The 22198-nt window shown below is 65.9% G+C and carries 19 protein-coding genes; 14 read left to right on the top strand and 5 right to left on the bottom strand.

Features of this window, described 5'->3' with window-relative positions:
• The first annotated feature begins 190 nt into the window (after window positions 1-190).
• Window positions 191-640: a BLUF domain-containing protein gene (locus ACVOLJ_RS00805; RefSeq protein ID WP_481563177.1), complete on the top strand. Its 450-nt coding sequence runs from the start codon at window positions 191-193 to the stop codon at window positions 638-640.
• A 99-nt stretch (window positions 641-739) separates the two neighbouring features.
• Here ACVOLJ_RS00805 and ACVOLJ_RS00800 read toward each other — a convergent pair whose 3' ends face one another.
• Window positions 740-2083 carry an SDR family oxidoreductase gene (locus ACVOLJ_RS00800; RefSeq protein ID WP_481563253.1) on the bottom strand — a complete coding sequence of 448 codons (1344 nt, stop codon included), beginning with the start codon at window positions 2081-2083 and terminating at the stop codon, window positions 740-742.
• Window positions 2084-2215: 132 nt separating this feature from the next.
• Between ACVOLJ_RS00800 and ACVOLJ_RS00795 the strand changes: the two genes are divergently transcribed.
• On the top strand, window positions 2216-2752 hold the full coding sequence (locus ACVOLJ_RS00795; RefSeq protein ID WP_475278805.1) for an NADPH-dependent FMN reductase: 537 nt from the start codon (window positions 2216-2218) through the stop codon (window positions 2750-2752).
• On the opposite strand, the gene chrA is transcribed toward ACVOLJ_RS00795, so the two are convergent.
• Window positions 2745-4016 carry a chromate efflux transporter gene (chrA, locus tag ACVOLJ_RS00790; RefSeq protein WP_481563176.1) on the bottom strand — a complete coding sequence of 424 codons (1272 nt, stop codon included), beginning with the start codon at window positions 4014-4016 and terminating at the stop codon, window positions 2745-2747. The two genes, ACVOLJ_RS00795 and chrA, sit on opposite strands and share 8 nt — an antisense overlap.
• Before the next feature lie 139 nt (window positions 4017-4155).
• On the opposite strand from chrA, the gene ACVOLJ_RS00785 reads away from it, so the two are divergent.
• Window positions 4156-4503, top strand: a complete 348-nt coding sequence (locus tag ACVOLJ_RS00785) for an RcnB family protein (protein ID WP_475278803.1) — start codon at window positions 4156-4158, stop codon at window positions 4501-4503.
• A 79-nt stretch (window positions 4504-4582) separates the two neighbouring features.
• Here ACVOLJ_RS00785 and ACVOLJ_RS00780 read toward each other — a convergent pair whose 3' ends face one another.
• On the bottom strand, window positions 4583-4900 hold the full coding sequence (locus ACVOLJ_RS00780) for a hypothetical protein (protein WP_481563175.1): 318 nt from the start codon (window positions 4898-4900) through the stop codon (window positions 4583-4585).
• A gap of 103 nt (window positions 4901-5003) precedes the next feature.
• Here ACVOLJ_RS00780 and ACVOLJ_RS00775 point away from each other — a divergent pair, with 103 nt between their 5' ends.
• Together ACVOLJ_RS00775 and arsN2 are read left to right on the top strand one after the other, a co-directional pair.
• On the top strand, window positions 5004-5651 hold the full coding sequence (locus ACVOLJ_RS00775) for a hypothetical protein (RefSeq protein ID WP_481563174.1): 648 nt from the start codon (window positions 5004-5006) through the stop codon (window positions 5649-5651).
• Between the two features lie 79 nt (window positions 5652-5730).
• The gene (gene arsN2 / locus ACVOLJ_RS00770) at window positions 5731-6135 is read left to right on the top strand and encodes an arsenic resistance N-acetyltransferase ArsN2 (protein ID WP_481563173.1); all 405 of its coding nucleotides are present in this window, start codon (window positions 5731-5733) and stop codon (window positions 6133-6135) included.
• Window positions 6136-6160: 25 nt separating this feature from the next.
• On the opposite strand, the gene ACVOLJ_RS00765 is transcribed toward arsN2, so the two are convergent.
• Window positions 6161-7198: a LacI family DNA-binding transcriptional regulator gene (locus tag ACVOLJ_RS00765; protein ID WP_481563172.1), complete on the bottom strand. Its 1038-nt coding sequence runs from the start codon at window positions 7196-7198 to the stop codon at window positions 6161-6163.
• Between the two features lie 15 nt (window positions 7199-7213).
• Here ACVOLJ_RS00765 and ACVOLJ_RS00760 point away from each other — a divergent pair, with 15 nt between their 5' ends.
• The 9 genes from ACVOLJ_RS00760 to ACVOLJ_RS00720 all read left to right on the top strand — a co-directional run bounded on the left by ACVOLJ_RS00760 (window position 7214) and on the right by ACVOLJ_RS00720 (window position 21081).
• Entirely contained in the window at window positions 7214-7336 is a 123-nt protein-coding gene (locus ACVOLJ_RS00760) for a hypothetical protein (protein WP_481563171.1), read from the top strand.
• A gap of 265 nt (window positions 7337-7601) precedes the next feature.
• Window positions 7602-10733 carry a TonB-dependent receptor gene (locus tag ACVOLJ_RS00755; RefSeq protein WP_481563170.1) on the top strand — a complete coding sequence of 1044 codons (3132 nt, stop codon included), beginning with the start codon at window positions 7602-7604 and terminating at the stop codon, window positions 10731-10733.
• A gap of 68 nt (window positions 10734-10801) precedes the next feature.
• Entirely contained in the window at window positions 10802-11560 is a 759-nt protein-coding gene (locus ACVOLJ_RS00750) for a SapC family protein (RefSeq protein ID WP_481563169.1), read from the top strand.
• A gap of 3 nt (window positions 11561-11563) precedes the next feature.
• Entirely contained in the window at window positions 11564-12583 is a 1020-nt protein-coding gene (locus ACVOLJ_RS00745; RefSeq protein ID WP_230109535.1) for a cupin-like domain-containing protein, read from the top strand.
• Complete coding sequence (locus ACVOLJ_RS00740) at window positions 12583-14127, top strand: tryptophan halogenase family protein (RefSeq protein ID WP_481563168.1); 1545 nt, start codon at window positions 12583-12585, stop codon at window positions 14125-14127. The genes ACVOLJ_RS00745 and ACVOLJ_RS00740 overlap by 1 nt, the downstream gene beginning before the upstream one ends.
• 64 nt (window positions 14128-14191) lie before the next feature.
• Window positions 14192-15685, top strand: a complete 1494-nt coding sequence (gene xylB / locus ACVOLJ_RS00735; protein ID WP_475278795.1) for a xylulokinase — start codon at window positions 14192-14194, stop codon at window positions 15683-15685.
• Between the two features lie 43 nt (window positions 15686-15728).
• Complete coding sequence (gene xylA / locus ACVOLJ_RS00730; RefSeq protein WP_481563167.1) at window positions 15729-17063, top strand: xylose isomerase; 1335 nt, start codon at window positions 15729-15731, stop codon at window positions 17061-17063.
• A gap of 47 nt (window positions 17064-17110) precedes the next feature.
• Window positions 17111-18520 carry a sugar porter family MFS transporter gene (locus tag ACVOLJ_RS00725; RefSeq protein WP_481563252.1) on the top strand — a complete coding sequence of 470 codons (1410 nt, stop codon included), beginning with the start codon at window positions 17111-17113 and terminating at the stop codon, window positions 18518-18520.
• Entirely contained in the window at window positions 18517-21081 is a 2565-nt protein-coding gene (locus tag ACVOLJ_RS00720) for a glycoside hydrolase family 3 N-terminal domain-containing protein (RefSeq protein WP_481563166.1), read from the top strand. The genes ACVOLJ_RS00725 and ACVOLJ_RS00720 overlap by 4 nt, the downstream gene beginning before the upstream one ends.
• Before the next feature lie 20 nt (window positions 21082-21101).
• Here ACVOLJ_RS00720 and ACVOLJ_RS00715 read toward each other — a convergent pair whose 3' ends face one another.
• Window positions 21102-22160, bottom strand: a complete 1059-nt coding sequence (locus ACVOLJ_RS00715) for a LacI family DNA-binding transcriptional regulator (RefSeq protein ID WP_333622324.1) — start codon at window positions 22158-22160, stop codon at window positions 21102-21104.
• Window positions 22161-22198: the final 38 nt, after the last annotated feature.

Below are 22198 nucleotides of genomic sequence, written 5' to 3'. Positions count from 1 at the left end.
AAAAGGCCTGTGTCAGGCATGGTCGGGTACCGGGAAGTCGGTGCATCCTGCAGGGGCGGGCGCCTTCATCTTGTGACGAAAGTCCGAATTCAGCACTCCACCAAGCTGAAGCGTTATGGATTCTGGATGCATCTCGACGCGCAGTTGAGCCCGGCCCTGTTAAGTTCGCTGCTTACCACGGAGGTGCGCCATGCCTGTCAGGGCGGTCGTATATGCCAGCGAAGCCAGTGCAGCGATCGCACTGGACAAGCCGGGGCAGGCCAGCGGCAAGTTGGACGCGATCGTGGACGATGCGTGCCGATTCAACCGGGACGCTGGCGTAACAGGCGTTCTGCTCTTCGATGGGCAGCGGTTTCTGCAGTACCTTGAAGGGCCGGAAGACGGACTTGCGGTAGCCTATTCGCGTGTCCTCGGCGCACGCAGCCACTCAGCATTGGTCGAGTTGCAGCGGGGCAGGGCCGGGCAGAGGCGTCTCCCTTTCTGGCCGATGCGCTGGCTGCCTGTAGAGGCCGCGGACTTGCGCACCCTTGCCCACGCGGACTGGACGGGTTTCAAGCAGCATGGCGATATCGAATCGACGAGCGCCACCGGCATGGATCGTCTGAAAACGCTGGTCGAGCGCTACGCGGTTGCTGCCTGATCGCCGCGTCCCGCCCGGTGATCGATCGAAGTGGCATCATCCAGCCAGCGCGGGCGCACCCTTTACGTGCTGGACGAACCCACCACCGGCCTGCATGTGTCAGACGCAGACAGGCTGCTGGTGCAGCTGCAGCTGCAGCGGCTGGTGGATGCGGGAAACACGGTGGTGATGATCGAGCACGACATGCGCGCGGTTGCGCAGGCGGACTGGGTGATTGATGTCGGGCCTGGCGCAGGCAGTGCGGGTGGCACCATTGTGGCCAAGGGAACGCCGCATCAGGTCGCCCGCGCCAGGGCGAGCAGGACGGCGCCGTTCCTTGCGTGGGAGCTGGGGCAGGGCGGCTGATCGAGGGGCGGATGCATCGAAGAAGACACCGGGCGCGACCGAGGTATCGGCGCCCGATGTCCTGCCGCCGGATCCTGCTTTGTCGAGCTGATCGCTCCCTTGGCCGCATGGTCGATCGTGTGGGCGGACCACCTTGGGCTGCGCCATGAAGACTGCATGGCTTGCCGAAACATTGGTGATGCGGGCGTTGATGCGCTCGCCCATGTGGATGAGCAACGGCTGGTCGAATGCCTGGTCTTCGGTGGCAATGACGGCCCAGCTGGCTTTCGTCCGCCAGGCGGCCTGTCTCGGCTTCGTGGCGAACGCCGACATGTTGATGGGCACCTGCGACTCGCGCAGGAATGCGGCGTCAGCGTCCGTGGTGTCGTATGCGAAGCCGGCCTTGAACGCGGTCTGGCTGATGAACCCGAAGCGGTCGCTCCCGGCTTCAATGACGAACCTGGGGGTGGGGGCGAACCCTTCGTACTGCTGCGCGGTGGTCTCACCTGCATCCGGTGCCAGCGCATCCATGACCATCTGCCTGGCACCTTCGTAGTCGGTGCCGGCATTGGCGGCGATGCCGCCGAGGAAATCGACCGCAGCTTCCGTCTCGATCCAACCCGGCAGGACACGGATCACGCGCACGCCCTTGGGAGTCACTTCCTTGGACAGTGCCTTGCTGTAGGTGGACAACGCCGCTTTGGCTGCGGCGCAGGTGCTCGTGGCGTCATGCAGCGGCAGCACGCTCTGGACCTGCCGCCCCTGGGCACGGCGGACCAGCGCCTTGATGCGCGCGTCCAGCTCCTTCAGGGAAAAGGGCTTGACCAGGTAATCATCCGCACCCAGCGCGAGCCCCTGCACGCGGTCTTCCACCGGAGCACGGGCGGTCAGCATCAGGACCGGCACCGGATTCTGGAATTCCTCGCGGAGTGTCTGGCACAGTGCCATGCCATCAAGGCGGGGCAGCACCAGGTCCAGCAGGATGGCATCGTAATCATTCTGCGTTGCCCTGCGCAGGCCGCTGGCACCATCTCTTGCATCGTCAAGTACGTAGCCCAGTGGTTCGAAGAACGCATCAAGGTTGGCAACCAGCTCGGGGTTGTCTTCAATGATGAGCAGTCACGTCATGGGCTACGCGCATCCGTGCATGAGCAGCGGACTTTGGACGACCACCGGTGGTTTGCCAAGTGCGGGGAGGTGCTGCAGGCCATCGTCGGACAGGGCGACAGGCGCCTGTGATAGCGTGCCGGGATGAAGATCCTTGCCATATCCGGCAGTGCTCGCCGGCTGTCCACCAACACCGCATTGCTGAGGGCGCTGGAAGGAATCGCGCCGCCGGATATCGCACTGGCCACCTACGCCGATCTTGGCGGACTTCCCGTTTTCTCTCCCGACCTTGAAGATCTGCCCTTGCCTGACAGCGTCGTGCGCTTCAAACAATGCATTGAAGCCAGCGATGGCATCCTGATTTCAAGCCCCGAGTACGCGAGAGGCATTCCCGGCGGCCTGAAGAACGCCATGGATTGGCTTGTATCGGGCGACCTTGTGGTTGCAAAGCCCATCGCCCTGGTACACGCCTCCCATCGCGGCGACGACATGCTCGCGTCTCTCCGGCTTGTGCTGTCGACCGTCAGTTCCCGCTTCAACGAGGAACTGTTCCTGCGCTTTCCCTTCATCAAGATGGAGCCGGAGGCCATTGCCAGTGCTGTACGACAACCGGACAATCGCACGCCGGCAGAGGCCTTTCTTCAGGCGTTCGCCCGCTACTGCGGGCGGACTGCTACATGAGCCGCTGTGCGGCCAGCGCAGCAAAGACGCACCACAGCACCACCCACGCCGCCGACATCCGCGCAACCGCCAGCAGTGCAAAGCCCACTGCGGCGATCGCAAGATCGATCGCCCCCCGCACGCCTTCGATCCACACCGGATCATGGAACGCGGCAGCCAGCAGGCCGACCACGGCCGCACCGGCTCCGGCCACTGCTCTGGCCGCCCACCGTCGGCACACCAACTGGTTCCATATCGGCAATACCGACAGCAGCAGCAGGAATCCCGGCAGGAAGATGGCCAGCAGCGCAATTGCTGCGCCCGCCACCGCTGGCAGGCCCGATGAAGCTTCTGCACCAAGGAACGCCGCAAGCGAGAACATCGGACCGGGCATCGCCTGCGCTGCACCGTAGCCGGCTAGGAACGTGTCCGGTTCTACCCAGCCGCTGTCGACCACCGCATGCTGCAGCAGTGGAAGTACGACGTGGCCTCCACCAAAGACCAAGGCCCCTGCCTGATAGAACGCGCCTGCAATGCGGGGCCCCGTCGGCGGGGTGGAGGAGGGCAGCGCCAGCGAAGCCGCCAACCCGACCACAAACAGCACCAGGCTGATGGCGGCGCCACGTGCGCCGTACCGAACCGGAAATACCGCAGCAACCGGCGCCCGTGCGTGGGTGCACAGCCACATGCCCAGCAGGCCGCCCAGCCCCACCGCGATCAACGATCCCCACGCGCTACCGGCCAGCACCGCTACGGCCAGTGCGAGGCAGGCAATCAACACGTGCCGCATATCGGGCAACAGTTGCCGCGCCATGCCCACCAGGCCGTGGGCGACCACCGCCACGGCCACCAGTTTCAGGCCGTGGATGACGGCCGGGTAGACTCCGTGATGCAGTCGAGAGGCTGCTGCGGCAGAACCAAACATCAACAGCGCAGAGGGCAGGGTGAATGCAGCGAATGCCGCAAACGCGCCCCGCCAGCCGCCCCGGAACAGGCCGATGGCGAGGCCCATCTGGCTGCTGGCCGGCCCCGGCAGGAACTGGCAGACCGTCAACAGTTGGGCGAAGCCGGCATCATCGAGCCAGCGACGGCGCTGCACGAATTCACGGTGGAAATAGCCGAGATGGGCGATAGGCCCACCAAAGGATGTCAGCCCCAGTTTGAGGAAGACAAAAAACACCTCCATGGCGCTGCCGCGGCCTTTCAACGCATCAGCGGCATCAGCTTCGGGCGGGGGCGGCGATCCGGTCACGGGCCGAGGATACACAGTCCCGATGTCGTTCATTGCAGTCGCCGTTCCGGACCGCGGAACGGGGCGGGGCACGCTGAACCGTTACCGGCCGAGCGCATGGACTCGTTCACAGGCGCTGTTCTATATTCCGGGCCAAGACGCCGCATGCCGCGGCTGTAGCGGGAGTCTTCCCATGAAAACCGGACGTTTGCTTGGCATTGCCCTGGGCGCGGCAGTCACCCTGGTGGCCGCCCCTGCCTGGGCCGATCCGCCGCACCATGCACGTGGCAACGGACCGCCGCCCCATGCAGGTGGCCCCCACAACCGCGACGCTCCCCCGCCGGGCTGGCAGAAAAAGGCATGGCGCCGCGGCGACCGCTTGCCCTGGACCGAGGTTGACCGCCGCTACTGGGTGGACGACTACGCGCATTACCGTCTGCGCGACCCCGGTCGCGGTCAGCGGTGGGTGCGGCAGTCGGATACGGAATACCTGCTGGTGGAGATCGCCACCGGCGTGATCATCGACGCCTTGCGTCGCTAGGGATTCCGGCACGCGCCCCCGGGCGGCACGCAGCCGCAGCGGGGGTAATGGCGGCACGACCGCCGGTGACATCGCGCTCTCACCCCGGCAACTCGCACTTCATCTTGCCGTCCACGTAATACGGCTTGGGTACGCTCGGGTTGTCGCTGGTCTTCTCAAAGACCACTTCGAACGACGCTGCGTTGGGCGAGCCCTTGCGATCGTTACACGCGTCGTGGAGTTTTTTCTTGACCGCAGCAATGCCGGCCTCGCGGTTGGCACCGTCGGCGCTGTTGGTCAGGTTTGCGGTTTCAGCCAGGGCCAATGGGCTGAAGGCAGACAGGCAGCCGGCGATCATCAGGGTATGCAGCTTGGTCAAGGGGGGCACCTCGCGGAAGTCCAATGAGGCGGTCAGCATAATGCGGGAGCGTTAACAGCACGTGCCCGTTTGCGGCAGTTGGCTTGGCTGCCGTTGTTTGGTACAAGCCAAGCTATCGAAGATCAGAGAATGGGCGCGAGCCATGTCCGAACCGTATTCGGCCCTGCTCAGGCTGCAGCTGCCGCGCGAGCGTCTTGCACGCTGGTTGGCTGCCCCGGTGCCTGCAGCATCGAGGTGGGATGACTGGCGATCCATCGCCGGCCGGTGGCGCCTGCCCGGCGGCGTCGATCTGGCTACGTCCAGTGATGTGGAGCTGGGTGATTTCCTCTCCGATTGCACTGCAATGCTGGCCCGGCATGCGGATAATCGCGCAGCGTTGGCCGCCTTCTTGGAATCGGCGCAGGCGGAGAACATCAAGGTTGCGGCCTACGATCGGGCCGGGGCTTACTTCGTTGCAGGGTCACTGACGTATTCCGAGAACCTCTATGACCTGGTCGTGTTTCTGGCCATGGCGCGCGGCGCCGCCGATTTCCTTGAGCCTGGCGAGCACGGCGTGGCACTGGTGCACGACTACCTATGGGCCGAGGACGGTGAACGAGAGACGGTTGCTGCGGTCCACCTCGCCGGCAAGGGCGATTCCGGCTTCATGACGCCGGCGCGGTCCGGCGAGGCCGCTGCAACCTTCGATCCAATGGTCGAGCTCATGCTGGATGGAGCGGACGACCCGCAGTTCACTCCACGCAATCAGTTCGACCGTATCCAGGACCGCGCCCACGCGGCGCAGAGATGACGATGAGCCCGCGCCGCCGCTGCAGGTCGCCGGACCGGAACGAAGGGGCTGCTGCCGCATGCGAGTGATGGAGACAGCGTTGTCTGCCGACGTGCTGGCCCTGCTGGAGGCCAGCGGCCTGCCTACGGAGGATCTGCGTGCAGGCCGGCCAATCACCTTTCTGGCAGCGTCGTTGAACGGAGAGCTGCTCGGTTGTGTGGGCTATGAATCGAGCCGCGACGTCGTGCTCCTGCGCTCGTTGGCGATCCAGCCGATGTCGCAGGGCAGGGGCCTGGGGCGGCAACTGGTGGTGGAACTGGAGCAGCATGCCAAGGCGGCGGGTGGCAGGACCGTGTTCCTTCTCACGACCACGGCAGCACCGTTCTTCGAGCAGCTTGGCTATGAGCGCGTCGCGCGCGATGCAGCACCGGGATTCATCGCTGCGTCGACGCAGTTCAGTGAACTGTGCCCAGGCTCCGCCCAGCTGATGATGCGTCGGCTGTAGGCCAACCGTGACCGGAGCGGGTGCTTCAGCGCTCTTCTCCAATGCTATCCGGGACTTGCCGCGTTGCGATCCGTGATCCCTCGAGTCCAGAGGACAGCTGCGGTGTCGATACCGAGGCGCGCGTGATCAACTGGTGCGCAAGCACGTGGTTGACGGTTGTGCGCCTTGAAGACGCGGAGCGGCGCATTTCCCGCAGCAGGATGTCTATCGCGTTGTCCGCCATCTCTGCGACCGGCTGATGGATGGTGGTCAGTTCCGGCCACACCATTGTCGCGGCGGAGGTGTCGTCGAAGCCCACCACCGAAAGATCCCCCGGCACCTGCAGGCCGCGGCGGTGGGCCACTGAAACAACCGCCGATGCCATGTCATCGTTGCTGGCGAAGATCGCACTGGGTGGCGGGCCCTGGGCCAGCAGCCGCTCGGCTGCCTCCAGGCCGGAACGGTAGGTGAAACAGCCGGGTTGCACGAGCGCGTCGTCGTAGCCGATGCCGGCGTCGGCCAGTGCATCCCGGTAGCCCTGCCAGCGGTGCGCGCTGGCGGTCTGGTTCGGGTCGCCCTTGATATAGCCGATGCGGGTATGCCCGTGGGCGATGAGGTGCGACACCATGTCATGGCTGGCCTGGCGGTCGTCGATGCGCACGCAGGAGATCCTGTCGCTGAAGCGGCTGGAGGCGATGGAGACGACGGGAATGCCCGCGTTGACGAATACCTCGACGATGTCCTTCGATTCACACAGCGGCGGCGGAAGAATCACGCCTGCCACGGTGGTGGTCAGTTGCCGTGCCGCCTCGCGACGCGCCGGGGTGCCCAGCTCATCCCAGGCAGCGATGACCAGCTGCGCCGCCGACCGGGTGGAACCGCGCAGCGCGCCGACCAGCAGTTCGCGCAGGTAGCTGGAGCTGGGGTTGGTGTAGATCAGGGCGATGCAGGTGTGCTGCGCCGCGGCCAGGGCGGAGGCAGCAGGGTTGGGCCGGTAGTCCAGAGCCAGCACGCTGCGCAGGACGCGTTCGCGGTTGCCTTCGCGTACCCCGGCATGGCCGTTGATGACGCGTGACACCGTCATGGCCGAAACACCTGCATGGGCAGCGACGTCATCGATGGTGATGGCGCTTGCTTTCCGACGGACCGCTTTATGGCCGCTTTTCAAGGCTGGATTCCTTTGCTGCGCTGCATGATGACAAGCGCGATTGCGGATGAGTAGTCTGCGCCCTGACGCGATGGTAGCGCTACCACTTGGCCGCTGTAAGGCCAGCGGATGCCCCCCTTTACCGCGCGGCTGTTCCGCAAGTCTGAAAGCGAGTTTGAGTCGCAGTGAATGCAAAGCGCACTGCGATGTTCGGTGTGGAAGACGGGCGTCGCCCGTACGTGCCCCCAGGAGGGGCGGTACATCCATTCGATCGTATGTCAGAGGGGAGAGTCATGAGCGCTGCTACTTTCCGTCGTACCCCAGGCCGGAGGGCTCGTCGATGAGCCGGACGCTGGCGAAGTTCACTTCCAGGGCCATGTTCACCTTTGTGGGTGGCGTCCTGGTCATCAACCCCGCATTCGCACAAGAGGCGTCAACGCCGGCGCCCGTCGCCGGGCAGCAGAATCCGCCCAGCCCGACACAGCTGGACACCGTGCAGGTCACCGGCATCCGCAACAGCCTCAGCCAAGCCATGGACATCAAGCGCGATTCGGCCGGCGTGGTCGATGCGATCAGTGCGGAGGACATCGGCAAGTTCCCCGATACCAACCTGGCCGAATCCCTGCAGCGCATCACCGGCATTTCGATCGAGCGCCGTGATGGTGAGGGCGCACAGGTAACGGCGCGTGGCTTCGGCCCTCAGTTCAACATGGTGACGCTCAACGGGCGGCAGATGCCTGGCGCCGATGCGTTCGGTGCGTCGGGGCAGGTCGCCATCGGTGGTGTCGATGGTGGCACCCGGGCCTTCAACTTCGCCCAGCTGGCCGCTGAAGCCGTCAATGGCATCGAGGTCTACAAGACCAGCCAGGCCAATGTCCCCAGTGGTGGCATCGGTGCCACCATCAACATCCTGACCTCGCGCCCGTTTGACCACGAGGGCATCGTCGCCAGCGCCGGGGCGAAAGCCGTCTCCGACCGCAGCCAGCCGTTCGGCGACGACCTGACGCCGGAGCTGTCCGGCATCTTCAGCTATGCCAATCCGGACAAGACCTTCGGCGTAGGCGTGAGCGCGAGCTACCAGAAGCGCAAGGGCGGTTCGGTGCAGGCCACCGACAACTACTGGAACGTGCAGCCGTGGACCGGCACGATGCCGGGCAACCCGAGGGTGGTCAATGCACCGGCGATCGGTGCGCTGTATGCGCGGCCGAACGACCTGCGCTATGCCTTCTCCGAATTCGAGCGTGAGCGCATCAACGGCCAGGCCGTGCTGCAGTTCGCGCCGACCGATGCGGTGACCTTGACCCTGGATTACACCTATTCGACCAACGAGATCACCGAAAATCGTGGCGAGCAGGGCATGTGGCTGCAGAACAGCAACTACACCGATGTCGAATTCGATACCAGCGGTGCGGTTGCCACGCCCATCTATATCCGTGAAATCGCCGGCACCAAGGACTTCGGCCTTGAGCAGCAGCGCAGCATGCAGAAGTACAAGCTGGGTTCGCTCGGCCTGAACGCGGTCTGGAATGTGACCGACCGCTTCAAGCTCAGCTTCGATGCGCACAACTCGAAGAACGAAAGCCGCCCGAACGATCCGCTCACCGGTGGCGGCTCCATCTTCAGCAGCATCGCCGGCACCAACAACTGCACCGCAGGACCGCATTGCGGTGGGTCATGGGTGCAGGAAATGAACTTCAACAACGGCCTGCCGGTGGGCACCCAGGTGTGGTTCCCGAGCACCGCCGATGCCATCGCCAACACCAATGGCGTGGTCAATCCGGGTTTCGCGCCGGGCGAAATCGGTTCGCAGGTGTTGCGCATCAACTCACAGACCCAGATCAGCGAGATCAAGCAGGGGCGTGTCGACGGTGAGTGGAGCTTCGACAAGGGGCGCTTCCAGTTCGGCGTGGACTCGAGCAAGCAGACCACCCACCGCATCCAGGCCGCGGAGAACTACAACACCCTGGGCGATTGGGGCGTGGCCAATGTTGACGGGGATGTGGCCAACGGGCTGATGGACCTGCTGCAGCCGGTCAACATCGTCGGGCTGTTCAACGACTTCAATGCCAACAGCTTCACGGCCTGGCGCGGCGACGCGGGTCGTCTCGCGCAGTGGGCGGCGGACAACTATGGCGCCAATCTCGGCGTGAGCCCGCAGCGCGCCGCCGACAACCTGGTGGAAGAGAAGACCAAGTCGGCCTACTTCCAGGTTGAGCTGGATGGTGAGCTGGGCGGCATGCGTACCAATACCCGACTGGGGGTGCGCTATGAAACCACCGACGTTGTCTCCACCTCGAACATTGCCATCCCGGAGGCCATCGAGTGGCAATCCAACAATGACTTCCGTGTCGTGCTCTCCGACGAACAGCAGCCGTTCACCGAGAAGAACAGCTACAGCTACATCCTGCCCAATCTGGATTTCAGCATCGATCTTCGCGAGGACCTGAAGGGGCGTGTCTCGTTCGGCAAGAGCATCGCACGCGCACCGATCGGCAACCTGTATGCCGGCCCGACCGCCCAGCAGCCGTTCGGCTCGGTCCTCATCGACCCGTCCTCGCGGGCCAGCGGTACCGCACAGAACCCGCAGCTGAAACCGCTGGAATCGGACAACCTGGATCTGGCGCTGGAGTGGTATTTCGCCGATGCGAGCTACGTCTCGCTGACCTACTGGAACAAATCGGTCGACAATTTCGTCGGCAACACCATTGTCCAGGAGAATCTGTACGGCCTGCGCGATCCTACCGCCGGTCCGGATGCGCAGGCGGCGCTGGCGTTCCTCACCAGCGGCGCCTGCGTCACACAGGTCGGCGCTGCCAATGCGGCGGCGTGCTCGGCCAATGACACCTCGCTGTTCACGGCCCTGGCCCTGCTGCGCAACAATCCCGCCGGGTTGGGCGCCTACAACGGTACCGATGCCCAGGTGCTGGCCACTGAAGCAGCCTACGACCTGTACGGTACGGCCGGCGATCCGCTGTACCAGTTCAACGTCAATCGTCCCATCAACCAGAACAAGGCCAAGCTCCACGGCTGGGAACTGGGCGGGCAGTACTTCTTCGGCGATACCGGCTTCGGCATCCTGGCCAACTACACCCTGGTCGATGGCGATGTGGGCTTCAACAACGCAGGCGATCCGGGTATCGACCAGTTCTCGCTCACCGGCCTGAGCGACACCGCCAACGCCGTGCTGATGTATGAGAAGTACGGCTGGTCGGTACGCCTTGCCTGGAACTGGCGCGACCAGTACCTGATCCTGGCCAACCAGGGTGCCAGCCGCAATCCGTACTATGTGGAGGCGTATGAGCAGTGGGATCTCAGCGTGAACTACACCCTGGATGATCACTGGTCGTTCGGCCTGGAGGCGATCAACCTGACCGGTGAGGATGTCCGCTGGCGCTCGCGCACCTCGCAGATGATCGTCAAGCTGGCCGACCAGAGTCCGCGGTATATGCTCGGCGTGCGCTACAAGTTCTGAACCGTGGGGGGTGCAGCTGCCACGGCAGCTGCACCGGTTGAAGGCATCTGACCGAACGGGACACGTCCATGCCGCGTTACGAAATGCTCAACAACGTTGCCCACCGCGATCTTCGCGTTGCCACCGGCTTCGGGCCGGAGTTCGGCGATGCGGTCGGCATGGTGCCGGCGTACCCGAGTGAATTTGCAGAACTGCAGCGGGAGTACCCGATCTTCCTGCGCAGGGATGCCGACACCGGTGGCTGGCAGTCGGTGGCTCTGCTGGGCTTCGAGCAGCACGAGAACCTGTTCCTGCAGGGCGACCGCTGGAATGCGGCGTACCTGCCCGGTGCGGCGGCCAAGGGGCCATTCCTGATCGGCTTCCAGGAGAACCACGTTGATGGCGCGCTCACCCGGGAGGCCGTGCTGCATGTGGATCTGGACCATCCGCGCGTGAGCGCGATGCAGGGGGAGCCGGTGTTCCTGCCGCAGGGAGGGAACTCGCCTTATCTCGAACACGTCGCCGGCGTGCTGCGCGGCATTCACGATGGCCATGCGTTTGCCGCGGAGATGTTCGCCGCCCTCGATGCGAACGGGCTGATCCAACCGGTCACGCTGGACGTGCGGATCGATCCGGAGCATCGGATCGGTGTCAACGGCCTGCATGCGATCGACCGTGATCGGCTGGCGCAGCTGGACGGTGCCGCGCTGGCCGCGCTCAACCGCGCCGGCTATCTGGAAGGCGCCTATCTGATGCTGGCGTCACTGCACAACATGCGCCGCCTCATCGCCGAGAAGCAGCGGCGACTGCGGGCGCAGGATGCCGCTGCTGCGGCAGGCAGGAACTGACCGGTGCTGGACGGCCTCCCGATGCGTACCCTGGAAGGGCTCGATGCCACTGCGCTGCCGCTGGAGTCGCTGGTGGCTGCCGGCGAACCGGTGGTGCTGCGCGGCATCGCGAACGGATGGGGGCTGGTGCAGGCCGGTGCACGTTCCCTGCAGGAGGCGATGGCCTACCTTCGCGGCTTCGACGCAGGCGTGCCGGTTCCCTATTCCTTCGGCGGCCCCGAGATCGAAGGGCGCCCGTTCTACAACGCCGACTTCACCCGCTTGAACTTCGAGGTCCGGCGTGGCGTGCTGACGGAGGTGCTGGACGCAATTGGCGATCATCTGGATTCGCCGAACCCGCCCACCTACTACGTCGCTTCGCTGCTGATCGCACGGGCGCTGCCCGGGTTCGCGCAGCACAACGATGCCGGCCTGGCCGGACAGGGCATCGATGCCTCGGCCAGCATCTGGATCGGCAACCGGGTGACGGCCTCCTGCCATTACGACATCCCCGACAACCTGGCGTGCTGTGCGGTGGGCCGGCGCCGCTTCACCCTGTTTCCGCCGGAGCAGATCGACAACCTCTACCCGGGGCCGATGGAGCCGACCCCGGGAGGACAGGTGGTCAGCACGGTGGACTTCGAACGCCCGGACGTCGACCGCCATCCGCGCTTCCGTGATGCCATGGCAAGCGCGCAGACCGCCACGCTTGAACCCGGGGATGCCATCTTCATCCCGGGCCTGTGGTGGCACCACGTGCGCAGCCTGGAACCGTTCAACGTGCTGGTGAATTACTGGTGGCGCAGCGCGCCGGCCTTCCTGGGCTCGCCCCTGCCGGCGCTGCAGCATGCGATGTGGGCCCTGCGTGATCTACCGGCACGCGAGAAACAGGCCTGGGCAAGGATCTTCGATTACTACGTGTTTGGTCCCGGCGAGCGGGCAGGGCAACACCTGCCCGAAGCCGCCCGGGGGGAGCTGGCACCGTTCGACGAGACGCAGGCGCGGCGCATGCGCGCGCAGCTGCTGGGTCGACTCAACCGCTGATGGGGAGCATCGCATTGAACGCTGCGGACACTACACAAGGGCGGATCCGGAGAGTGGTGATCGCCGGTGGCGGCACTGCCGGCTGGCTGGCCGGCTGCGCGCTGGCGCACCAGTTCCGCCAGCAGCTGGACATCACCCTGGTAGAGTCCGAGCAGATCGGTACCGTGGGTGTGGGCGAATCCACCGTGCCGCCCATCCGCACGTTCCACCGTTTCCTGCAGATCGATGAGCAGGAGTTCCTGCGTGCGGTCGCCGGCACGTTCAAGTTGTCGATCTCGTTCGAGAACTGGCGTCGCCCCGGTGAACGCTTCATCCATCCTTTCGGCACGATCGGGCAGGGCACCTGGGCCACGCCGTTCCATCACTTCTGGCTGGACAGCCTGCGCCGCGGCATGCACTCCGAGCTGGGCGGCTTCTGCCTGGAAAGCGCCGCTTCCCTGGCCGACAGGTTCTCGCTGCAGACCCAACCCCAGGTCAACTACGCCTACCATTTCGACGCCGGGCTCTATGCCAGGTTCCTGCGCGGCAAGGCCGAAGCAAACGGCCTGCGGCGGGTGGAGGGCAAGATCCGCGAAGTCCGCCAGCATCCCCATGACGGCTCGGTTGCGTCGCTTGTGCTGGACGACGGGCAGGTCATCGAAGGCGATCTGTTCATCGACTGCACGGGATTCCGCGGCCTGTTGACCGAGCAGACCCTGCATACCGGCTATGAAGACTGGAACCAATGGTTGCCCAGTGATCGCGCCGTTGCCGTGCAGACCGACTCGCCCGCGCCGCCGGTGCCCTACACCCGTGCCATCGCGCACGAGGCCGGGTGGCGCTGGCACATCGCGCTGCAGCACCGGGTCGGCTGCGGGCTGGTCTTCTCCAGCCGCCACATGTCCGATGACGAGGCGCAGGCCAAGCTGCTGCGTGATGTCGACGGACAGCCCCTGCGCGATCCGTGGCTGGTGCCGTTCCGCAGCGGGCGCCGGTTGCAGGCCTGGAACAGGAACGTGGTGGCGCTCGGGCTGGCCAGTGGCTTCATCGAGCCGCTGGAATCGACCAGCATCCACCTGACCATCAGCGCCGTGGTGCGCCTGATCCAGCTGTTCCCGTCCGACGGCATCACCCCTTCGCTGGTGGCGCTGTACAACGACGTGAGCCGCCAGGAGATGGAGCACGTGCGCGATTTCATCATCCTGCATTACCACGCCAACCAGCGCGACGAGCCGATGTGGAAGGCCTGCCGCGAGATGGCGCTGCCTGAATCGCTGCAGGTCCGCCTGCGCGCGTGGCGCGAGCGGGCCCATGCCTGGCAGGACCCTGGCGAGCTGTTCCGGGTCGACTCCTGGACCAGCGTCCTGATGGGCCAGGGTATCCAGCCCGGACCGCCGCACCCGCTTGCGCGGGCCATCGGTGATGCCGATCTGCGCACCCTATTGCGTCGCATCCGGCAGCCGGTGCAGGAAACGGTGGCGAAGATGCCGACGCAGGCAGAGTTCATCGAGCGCTACTGCAAGGCGGCGCCGGACGCATGGCAAAGGGGCAGGGCCGTGGCGTAGCCGCAGTGCGCGCTGTTGCATCGAATTGGTAGCGCTACCTTCAAACCACTACGGGGTGCAGTGAATGGAATTGGTTGCGGGAATCGACGCTGGTACGCAAAGCCTGAAGGTGGTCGTCTACGACCCTGAAGGGCGCAGTCTCGTGGCCAGCGCCAGCGCGCCATTGCAGCTGACCAGCGCTGCAGACGGCAGCCGGGAACAGCGGCCGGCCGATTGGGTGACGGCACTGCACGCCTGCTTTGCTGCGATCGATCCGGCGGTGCGCTCGCGGATTGCCGCGCTGGCAGTCTCAGGACAGCAGCATGGGTTCGTGCCGGTCGATGCGGCCGGGGAGGTGCTGGCACCGGCCAAGCTGTGGTGCGACACCAGCACCTCGGCCGAATGCGTGCAGATCATGGACGCCGCAGGCGGCACGGCGCGCACCATCGCGTTGGCCGGCAACCCGGTGCTTGCCGGTTACACCGCCTCCAAGCTGCCGTGGACGAAAACGCACCGGCCCGACGCCTACGCGCGGCTTGCCACCATCCTGCTGCCGCACGATTACCTCAATTTCGTGTTGACCGGCGAGCGCTTCTGCGAATACGGCGATGCGTCGGGCACCGGCTGGCTGGATGTGCGCACCCGAACCTGGTCGGCCGAGCTGCTGCACGCGACCGATCCGCAGCGCGATCTCGCCGACTGCCTGCCACGCATCGCCGCGCCCGAAGAGATGTTCGGCATCACCCCCGCCGCGGCGGCGGCGTTGGGCCTTCCCGCATCGGTGAAGGTGGCCGTCGGCGGTGGCGACAACATGATGGCGGCCGTGGGTACCGGCTGCGTCGTACCCGGTCGCCTGGTGATGAGCCTGGGTACATCCGGCACCCTGTTTGCCTTCTCGGACACGCCCGTGGTCGACCCGGGCGGAGCATGGGCCGCGTTCTGCTCGTCCACCGGCGGCTGGCTGCCGCTGATCTGCACGATGAACTGCACCGTGGTGACCGGACATGTCGCCGACACCTTCGGCTTCAGCAGTCCCGAGGGCGACCGGCACCTGCAGGCCACGCCGCCCGGTGCCGACGGTCTGGTCATGTTGCCGTTCCTCAACGGCGAACGCACGCCGGACCTGCCGCAGGGCAAGGGCGTGCTGGCGGGCCTGGACACGACCAACATGACGCCGGCGCACATCTACCGCGCGGCCATGGAAGGGGCCACCTACGCCCTGAAGTATGGCTACGACGCATTCGTCGGCGCAGGCATGCAGTTCGAACGCATCGTGCTGACCGGCGGCGGCAGCAACAGCGCGCAGTGGCGGCAACTGGTGGCCGATGTGTTCGGCCTGCCGGTGGACGTGCCGGCCCAGTCCGAAGGCGCGGCATTCGGTGCGGCATTGCAGGCCCTGTGGGCATTGGGCCACGGCCGCGGCGATGCCGCCTCCATCGCCGACGTCGCCGACCGCCACGTTGCGCTTGACCCGCTGCGTTCGGCACGCCCGGACCCGGCGCGCGCCGAAGCCTACGCCACGGCCTACGCCCGTTTCCTTCGACATCTCGACGCCATCACGCCGCTGTACCGCGGCTGATCTCCCTTCCGCGACACCTCGCACAACGACAGGAAGACGCACCATGAGCACGCAACCTTTCATCGGCGCCAAGGAATACTTCCCCGGCATCGGCCGCATTCCCTTCGAAGGCCGGGGCTCGGACAATCCGCTCGCGTTCAAGGTCTACGACGCGGACAAGGTCATCGGCGGCAGGACCATGCAGGAACATCTGCGCTTTGCAGTCTGTTACTGGCACACCTTCTGCAATGCCGGGCACGATCCGTTTGGTCCGGGTACCCGTCATTTCCCCTGGGAGGCCGGCTCGCCGATGGCGACCGCCGAGGCGAAGGTGGACGCGGCATTCGAGTTCTTCACCAAGCTGGGCGTGCCGTACTGGTGTTTCCACGATATCGACCTGGCGCCGGACGCCGAGGATGTCGGGCAGTACGAAAAGAACCTGAAGCACATGGTGGGCCTGGCCAAGGCGCGCCAGGATGCAACCGGCATGAAGCTGCTGTGGGGCACGGCCAACCTGTTCTCGCACCCGCGCTACATGAACGGTGCGTCCACCAACCCGGATTTCGCTGTGGTGGCGCGTGCCGCCGTGCAGGTAAAGGCGGCGCTGGAGGCCACCGTTGAACTGGGCGGCGAGCATTACGTGTTCTGGGGCGGCCGCGAAGGCTATGCCGCGCTGGCCAATACCCAGATGAAGCGCGAAGTCGACCACCTCGCGCGGTTCCTGACCATGGCGCGCGACCATGGCCGCAGCATCGGCCTGAAGGGCAACTTCCTGATCGAGCCCAAGCCGATGGAACCGATGAAGCACCAGTACGACTTCGACAGCGCCACCGTGGTGGGGTTCCTGAAGGAACATGGCCTGGACAAGGATTTCAAGCTCAACATCGAGGCCAACCACGCGACGCTGTCCGGCCACACCTTCGAACACGATCTGCAGGTCGCCTCGGACCACGGCCTGCTCGGCAGCATCGACGCCAACCGCGGCAACGCCCAGAACGGCTGGGATACCGACCAGTTCCCCACCGACCTGTACGACACCGTGGGCGCGATGCTGGTGGTGCTGCGCCAGGGCGGCCTGGAAGGCGGCTTGAACTTCGACGCCAAGGTGCGCCGTGAATCGACCGACCTGGAAGATCTGTTCATTGCCCACGTCGGCGGCATGGATGCCTTCGCCCGCGGGCTGGAAGTGGCCCATGCGCTGCTGAACGATTCGCCGCTGGAGCGGTGGCGCAAGGAGCGTTACGCCAGCTTCGACAGTGGTGCCGGAAAGGACTTCGCGGGCGGCGCGCTCAGTCTCGCAGAGCTGGCTGCACTGGGTGCCAAGGGCGGCGAGCCCAGGCAGATCAGCGGCAAGCAGGAGCGCTACGAGAACCTGATCAACCAGTACCTGCTGCGTTGAGCACAACGGCTCGCATCGATGACACCGAACCGGGGAGGGGCACGGCAATGCAGCAGGCAATGAGCGGTGGAGAGAACACCCGGCTGATCGTATTGATCAGCGTGGTGGCGACGATTGGCGGATTCCTGTTCGGGTTCGACAGCGGCGTGATCAACGGCACCCAGGACGGCCTGCACCAGGCGTTCAGATCCGGCGAGTGGATGCAGGGGTTCGAGATCGCCTCGATGTTGCTGGGCTGCGCCGTGGGTGCCTTCAGCGCCGGCCGGCTGGCCGATCGTCTTGGCCGGCGCAACGTGCTGATCGTCTCGGCAGTGTTGTTCCTGCTGTCGGCGATCGGCGCCGGCGCCGCATCCTCCTCGGCGATGTTCATCGTCGCGCGGGTGTTGGGGGGCTTTGCGGTGGGGGCTGCCAGTGTCATCTCCCCGGCCTACATCGCCGAAGTCGCGCCGGCGCGCTACCGTGGCCGACTCGCCACGGTCCAGCAGATCGCCATCATCAGCGGGCTGACCGTCGCGTTCCTGTCCAACTATCTGTTGGCGGCCACCGCCGGTGCGTCCACCGAGGCACTGTGGGGCGGGCACGCAGCGTGGCGCTGGATGTTCTGGATGCAGGGCGTGCCCTCGCTGCTGTTCCTGGCACTGCTGCTGACCATTCCGGAAAGCCCGCGCTACCTGATGGTGAAGCGCCGCAAGGACGAGGCGCTGCAGGTGCTTGCGCGGCTGTACGGCGGTGTCGAGGCGCAGGCGAAGCTTGCCGAGATCGACGCTTCGCTGTCGGCCGATCACCATCGGCCGCGGCTGTCGGACCTGCGCAGCAAGGCCACCGGCAGGATCCGCCCGATTGTCTGGGTCGGCATCGGCCTGGCCACCTTCCAGCAGCTGGTCGGCATCAACGTGGTGTTCTACTACGGCGCCGTGCTCTGGCAGGCCGTCGGCTTCTCCGAGAACGACGCGCTGCTGATCAACGTGCTGTCCGGTGCGCTCAGCATCGGCGCCTGCATCGTCACCGTGCTGTTGATCGATCGCATCGGGCGCAAGCCATTGCTGTGGGTTGGCTCGGCCGGCATGGCGGTGTCACTGGCGCTGCTGGTGGCCGCATTTGCCAGCGGCTCGCTGGTCGATACGCACCTGCAGCTGCCTGCGGGCATGGGCACGCTGGCGCTGGTGGCGGCCAATGCCTATGTCGTGTTCTTCAACATCTCGTGGGGCCCGGTCATGTGGGTGATGCTGGGCGAGATGTTCCCCAACCAGATCCGCGGTTCGGGCCTGGCGGTGGCCGGTGCGGCGCAGTGGACCGCCAATTTCGCCGTCACCGTGACCTTCCCGATTCTGCTGGCCGCCACCGGGCTGGCAGCCACGTACAGCATCTACCTGGTGGCAGCGGTCATTTCGGTGTTCTTCGTACTCAGGTATGTGCACGAAACCAAGGGCAAGGAACTGGAGCAGATGGAAGGATGAACGCGATGACCCTTCGACACGTTGGCCGCGCCCACGCTGGCGTGCTGCTGACCACGCTGCTGCTGGCACTGGCGGCCTGCGGCAAGGATGAAAACGTTGCCGCAACTGCAACCGCGACGCCGGACCCGTGGCCGCAGGTCGCCTGGCCACTGGCCGAGGACCCCGCGCTGGAAAAGCGCATCACCGACCTGATGGCCACCATGACAGTGGAGGAAAAGGTCGGCCAGCTGGTGCAGGGAGATATCGCCAGCATCACGCCCGACGACGTGCGCCACTATCGGTTGGGCTCGGTCCTGGCCGGCGGCAATTCCGATCCCGGTGGCCGTTACGATGCCGCGCCGGCCGAATGGCTGGCGCTGGCCGATGCGTTCTACGCAGCGTCGATGGACACCTCCACCGGTGGCAAAGCGATTCCGGTGCTGTTCGGCATTGATGCCGTGCACGGGCAGAGCAACATCATCGGCGCGACGCTGTTCCCGCACAACATCGGCCTGGGCGCGGCCCGCAACCCGGATTTGCTGCGCCGGATCGGCGAGGTGACCGCGCTGGAGACCCGTGCGACCGGGATGGAGTGGGCGTTCGCACCGACCGTGGCGGTACCGCAGGACGACCGCTGGGGGCGCACCTATGAGGGCTATTCCGAATCGCCCGAGGTGGTGGCCAGTTATGCCGGTGCAATGGTCGAAGGCATGCAGGGAAAAGTGGGTACGCCCGCCTTCCTTGATGGTCGTCATGTGATCGCCTCGGTGAAGCACTTCCTCGGCGACGGTGGCACTACCGATGGCAAGGACCAGGGGGATACCCGGATCAGCGAAGCGGACCTGGTGCGCATCCACGCGGCCGGCTATCCGCCGGCGATCGCTGCAGGCGCACAGACCGTCATGGCCTCCTTCAACAGCGTCAACGGCGAAAAAATGCATGGCCACAGGCAGTACCTGACCGATGCGTTGAAGGGCCGCATGCATTTCGGTGGGTTCGTGGTGGGCGACTGGAACGGCCACGGGCAGGTCAAGGGCTGCACGACCACCGATTGCCCGGCCACCATCAATGCGGGCCTGGACATGGCCATGGCCTCGGACAGCTGGAAGGGCTTCTACGAGACCACGCTGGCCGCCGTGAAGAACGGCACCATCAGCCAGCAACGGCTGGACGAGGCGGTGCGCCGGATCCTGCGAGTCAAGATGCGGCTGGGTCTGTTCGAGGCCGGCAAGCCGTCCACACGTGCGGTCGGCGGCCAGTTCGCCCTCATCGGCGCACCGGAACATCGTGCGCTGGCACGGCAGGCGGTGCGCGAATCGCTGGTACTGCTGAAGAACCAGGGGGGCGCGTTGCCACTGTCGCCCAGGCAACGGATCCTGGTCGCCGGAGACGGCGCCAACGACGTGGGCAAGCAGGCCGGCGGCTGGACACTGAACTGGCAGGGGACCGGCACGACCCGCAAGGACTTCCCCAATGCGGACACGATCTACGAGGGCATCGCCCAGCAGGCGTCGGCCGCGGGTGGCGAGGCAGTGCTGGCGGTCGATGGGAAATATGTGACGAAGCCGGATGTGGCCGTGGTGGTATTCGGCGAGAGCCCGTATGCCGAGTTCCAGGGCGATCTGCCAACGCTGGCCTACAAGCCGGGGGACGATGCCGACCTTGACCTGATCAAACGGCTGAAGGCCGACGGCATTCCGGTGGTGGCCGTGTTCCTGAGCGGACGCCCGCTGTGGGTCAACCGCGAGATCAACGCCGCTGATGCGTTCGTGGCGGCGTGGCTGCCCGGCTCGGAAGGTGCCGGTGTTGCCGACGTGTTGCTGCGCGGGCCTGATGGCAGCGTGCAGCACGATTTCAAGGGCAGGTTGAGCTTCAGCTGGCCGCGCACGGCGACGCAGTACGCCAACAATGTGGGGCAGAAGGATTACAACCCGCAGTTCGCCTTCGGCTTCGGCCTGTCCTACGCCGACAACGGCGATCTGCCGGCGCTGCCGGAAGTCTCCGGGGTAACTGGCAATGAAGGTGCCACCGGCGTGTTCTTCGCGCGCGGCGAAGCCGGTTCAGGCATGGCCCTGCGCCTGCAGAACAGCACGGGGCAGGGCGTTACGGTCACCAAGGTGCCGGAGGCCCTGGAGGGCGATCTGCTCAAGGTCACCGGCGTGGACCACCTGGCACAGGAAGACGGCCGCCGCCTGGCCTGGTCGGGCAAGGCTGAGGCAGTTGCCGCGCTGCAGTCACACACGGCACTGGACCTGCAGCGCGAAAGCAACGGCGACCTGATGCTGCTGACCACGTTGCGGGTGGAGTCTGCACCCCGTGGCGAGGCCTGGTTGGCGGTGGGCTGCGGCACGGGCTGCTCGGCCCGCATTGCGCTCACGCCGACGCTGGCAAAACTGCCGGTGGGCCAATGGACGCGCGTGGGCGTGCCGCTGAAGTGCCTTGCAGCCGCAGGTGCGGACGTCGGCAAGCTGGATCGCCCGTGGTCGATCGGAACGGCGGGGGCGATGACACTGTCGGTGTCACATGTCGCGCTGGGCGCCCTGAACGAGGCGGAGACCGGCATCGGGTGCGCAGGCGCGTGACCGTGACGCTGCGTCCTGCGCTATCGGGAACCGGGTGGGCGCGTGACCGAATCGCGCACCACCAGCCGGTGCGGCACCACGTGGTCGGTCAACACGCGCACGCCCTCGCTGCGGCGGCGGATGGTGCGCAGCAGGATCTCGATGGCGGCATCGGCCATCGAGGCGATGGGCTGATGGATGGTGGTGAGCTCGGGCCAGACCGTCGTGGCGGCGGAGCTGTCATCGAAGCCCACCACCGACAGGTCGCGGGGCACCTCCAGGCCACGCCGGTGCGCGACGGAGATCGCCGCCGCGCCCATATCGTCGTTGCTGGCCAGGATTGCGGTGGGCGGCCTGGGCTGGCACAGCAGTTTCTCGGCAGCGGCCAGCCCGGAGCGGTAGGTGTAGTCGCCCTGTTCGACCAGGGCGGGGTCAACCTCCAGCCCGGCGTCGTGCAGCGCGCTGACAAAGCCGTCATAGCGCCGCGCGCTGGCACTGAGGTCGGTGCGCCCGCAGATGAAGCCGATGCGGCGGTGGCCCTGCTGGATCAGGTGTTCAGCCAATTCCCTGCCGGCGTGGAAGTCATCGATGCGCACGCAGGAAATGTCATTGCCGAGGTGACCCGGCGCGATAGCCACCACCGGGATGCCGGCCTTGACCAGCTCGGTCACCACGGGCTTCGATTCGCACAGCGGCGGCGGCAGGATGACGCCGTCCACCCGCCCGGCCAGAGCACGCGCGGCCTTGCGCTGGGCCGCGGGGCCCGGCTCCTCCCAGTAGTCGATGACCAGCTGGATGGCAGCGTTGGACGCTACGCGCAGCAGGCCGACCAGCAGTTCGCGCAGGTAGGCACCGCTGGGGTCGGTGTAGATCAGTGCAATACGCGTGTGCTGCGCGGCGGCCAGCGAACTGGCGGCGAGGTTGGGCGTATAGCCCAGTTCACGCACTGCGCGCATCACGCGCTCGCGGGTGACGTCGCGCACCTTGCCCTGGTTGATCGCCCGCGACACCGTCATCGGCGACACTCCGGCCAGGGCCGCCACCTCGTCGATCGTCACGCCACTGGTTTTGCGGCGGACCGATTTCTTCGGCTTGTCCAATACGCGCTCCCGTTCTTCTCTGTGACGCTGCCGAAGCC

It is taken from the genome of Stenotrophomonas sp. STEN046 (assembly GCF_056759755.1).
This window is presented reverse-complemented; position numbering and strand designations above follow the sequence as displayed.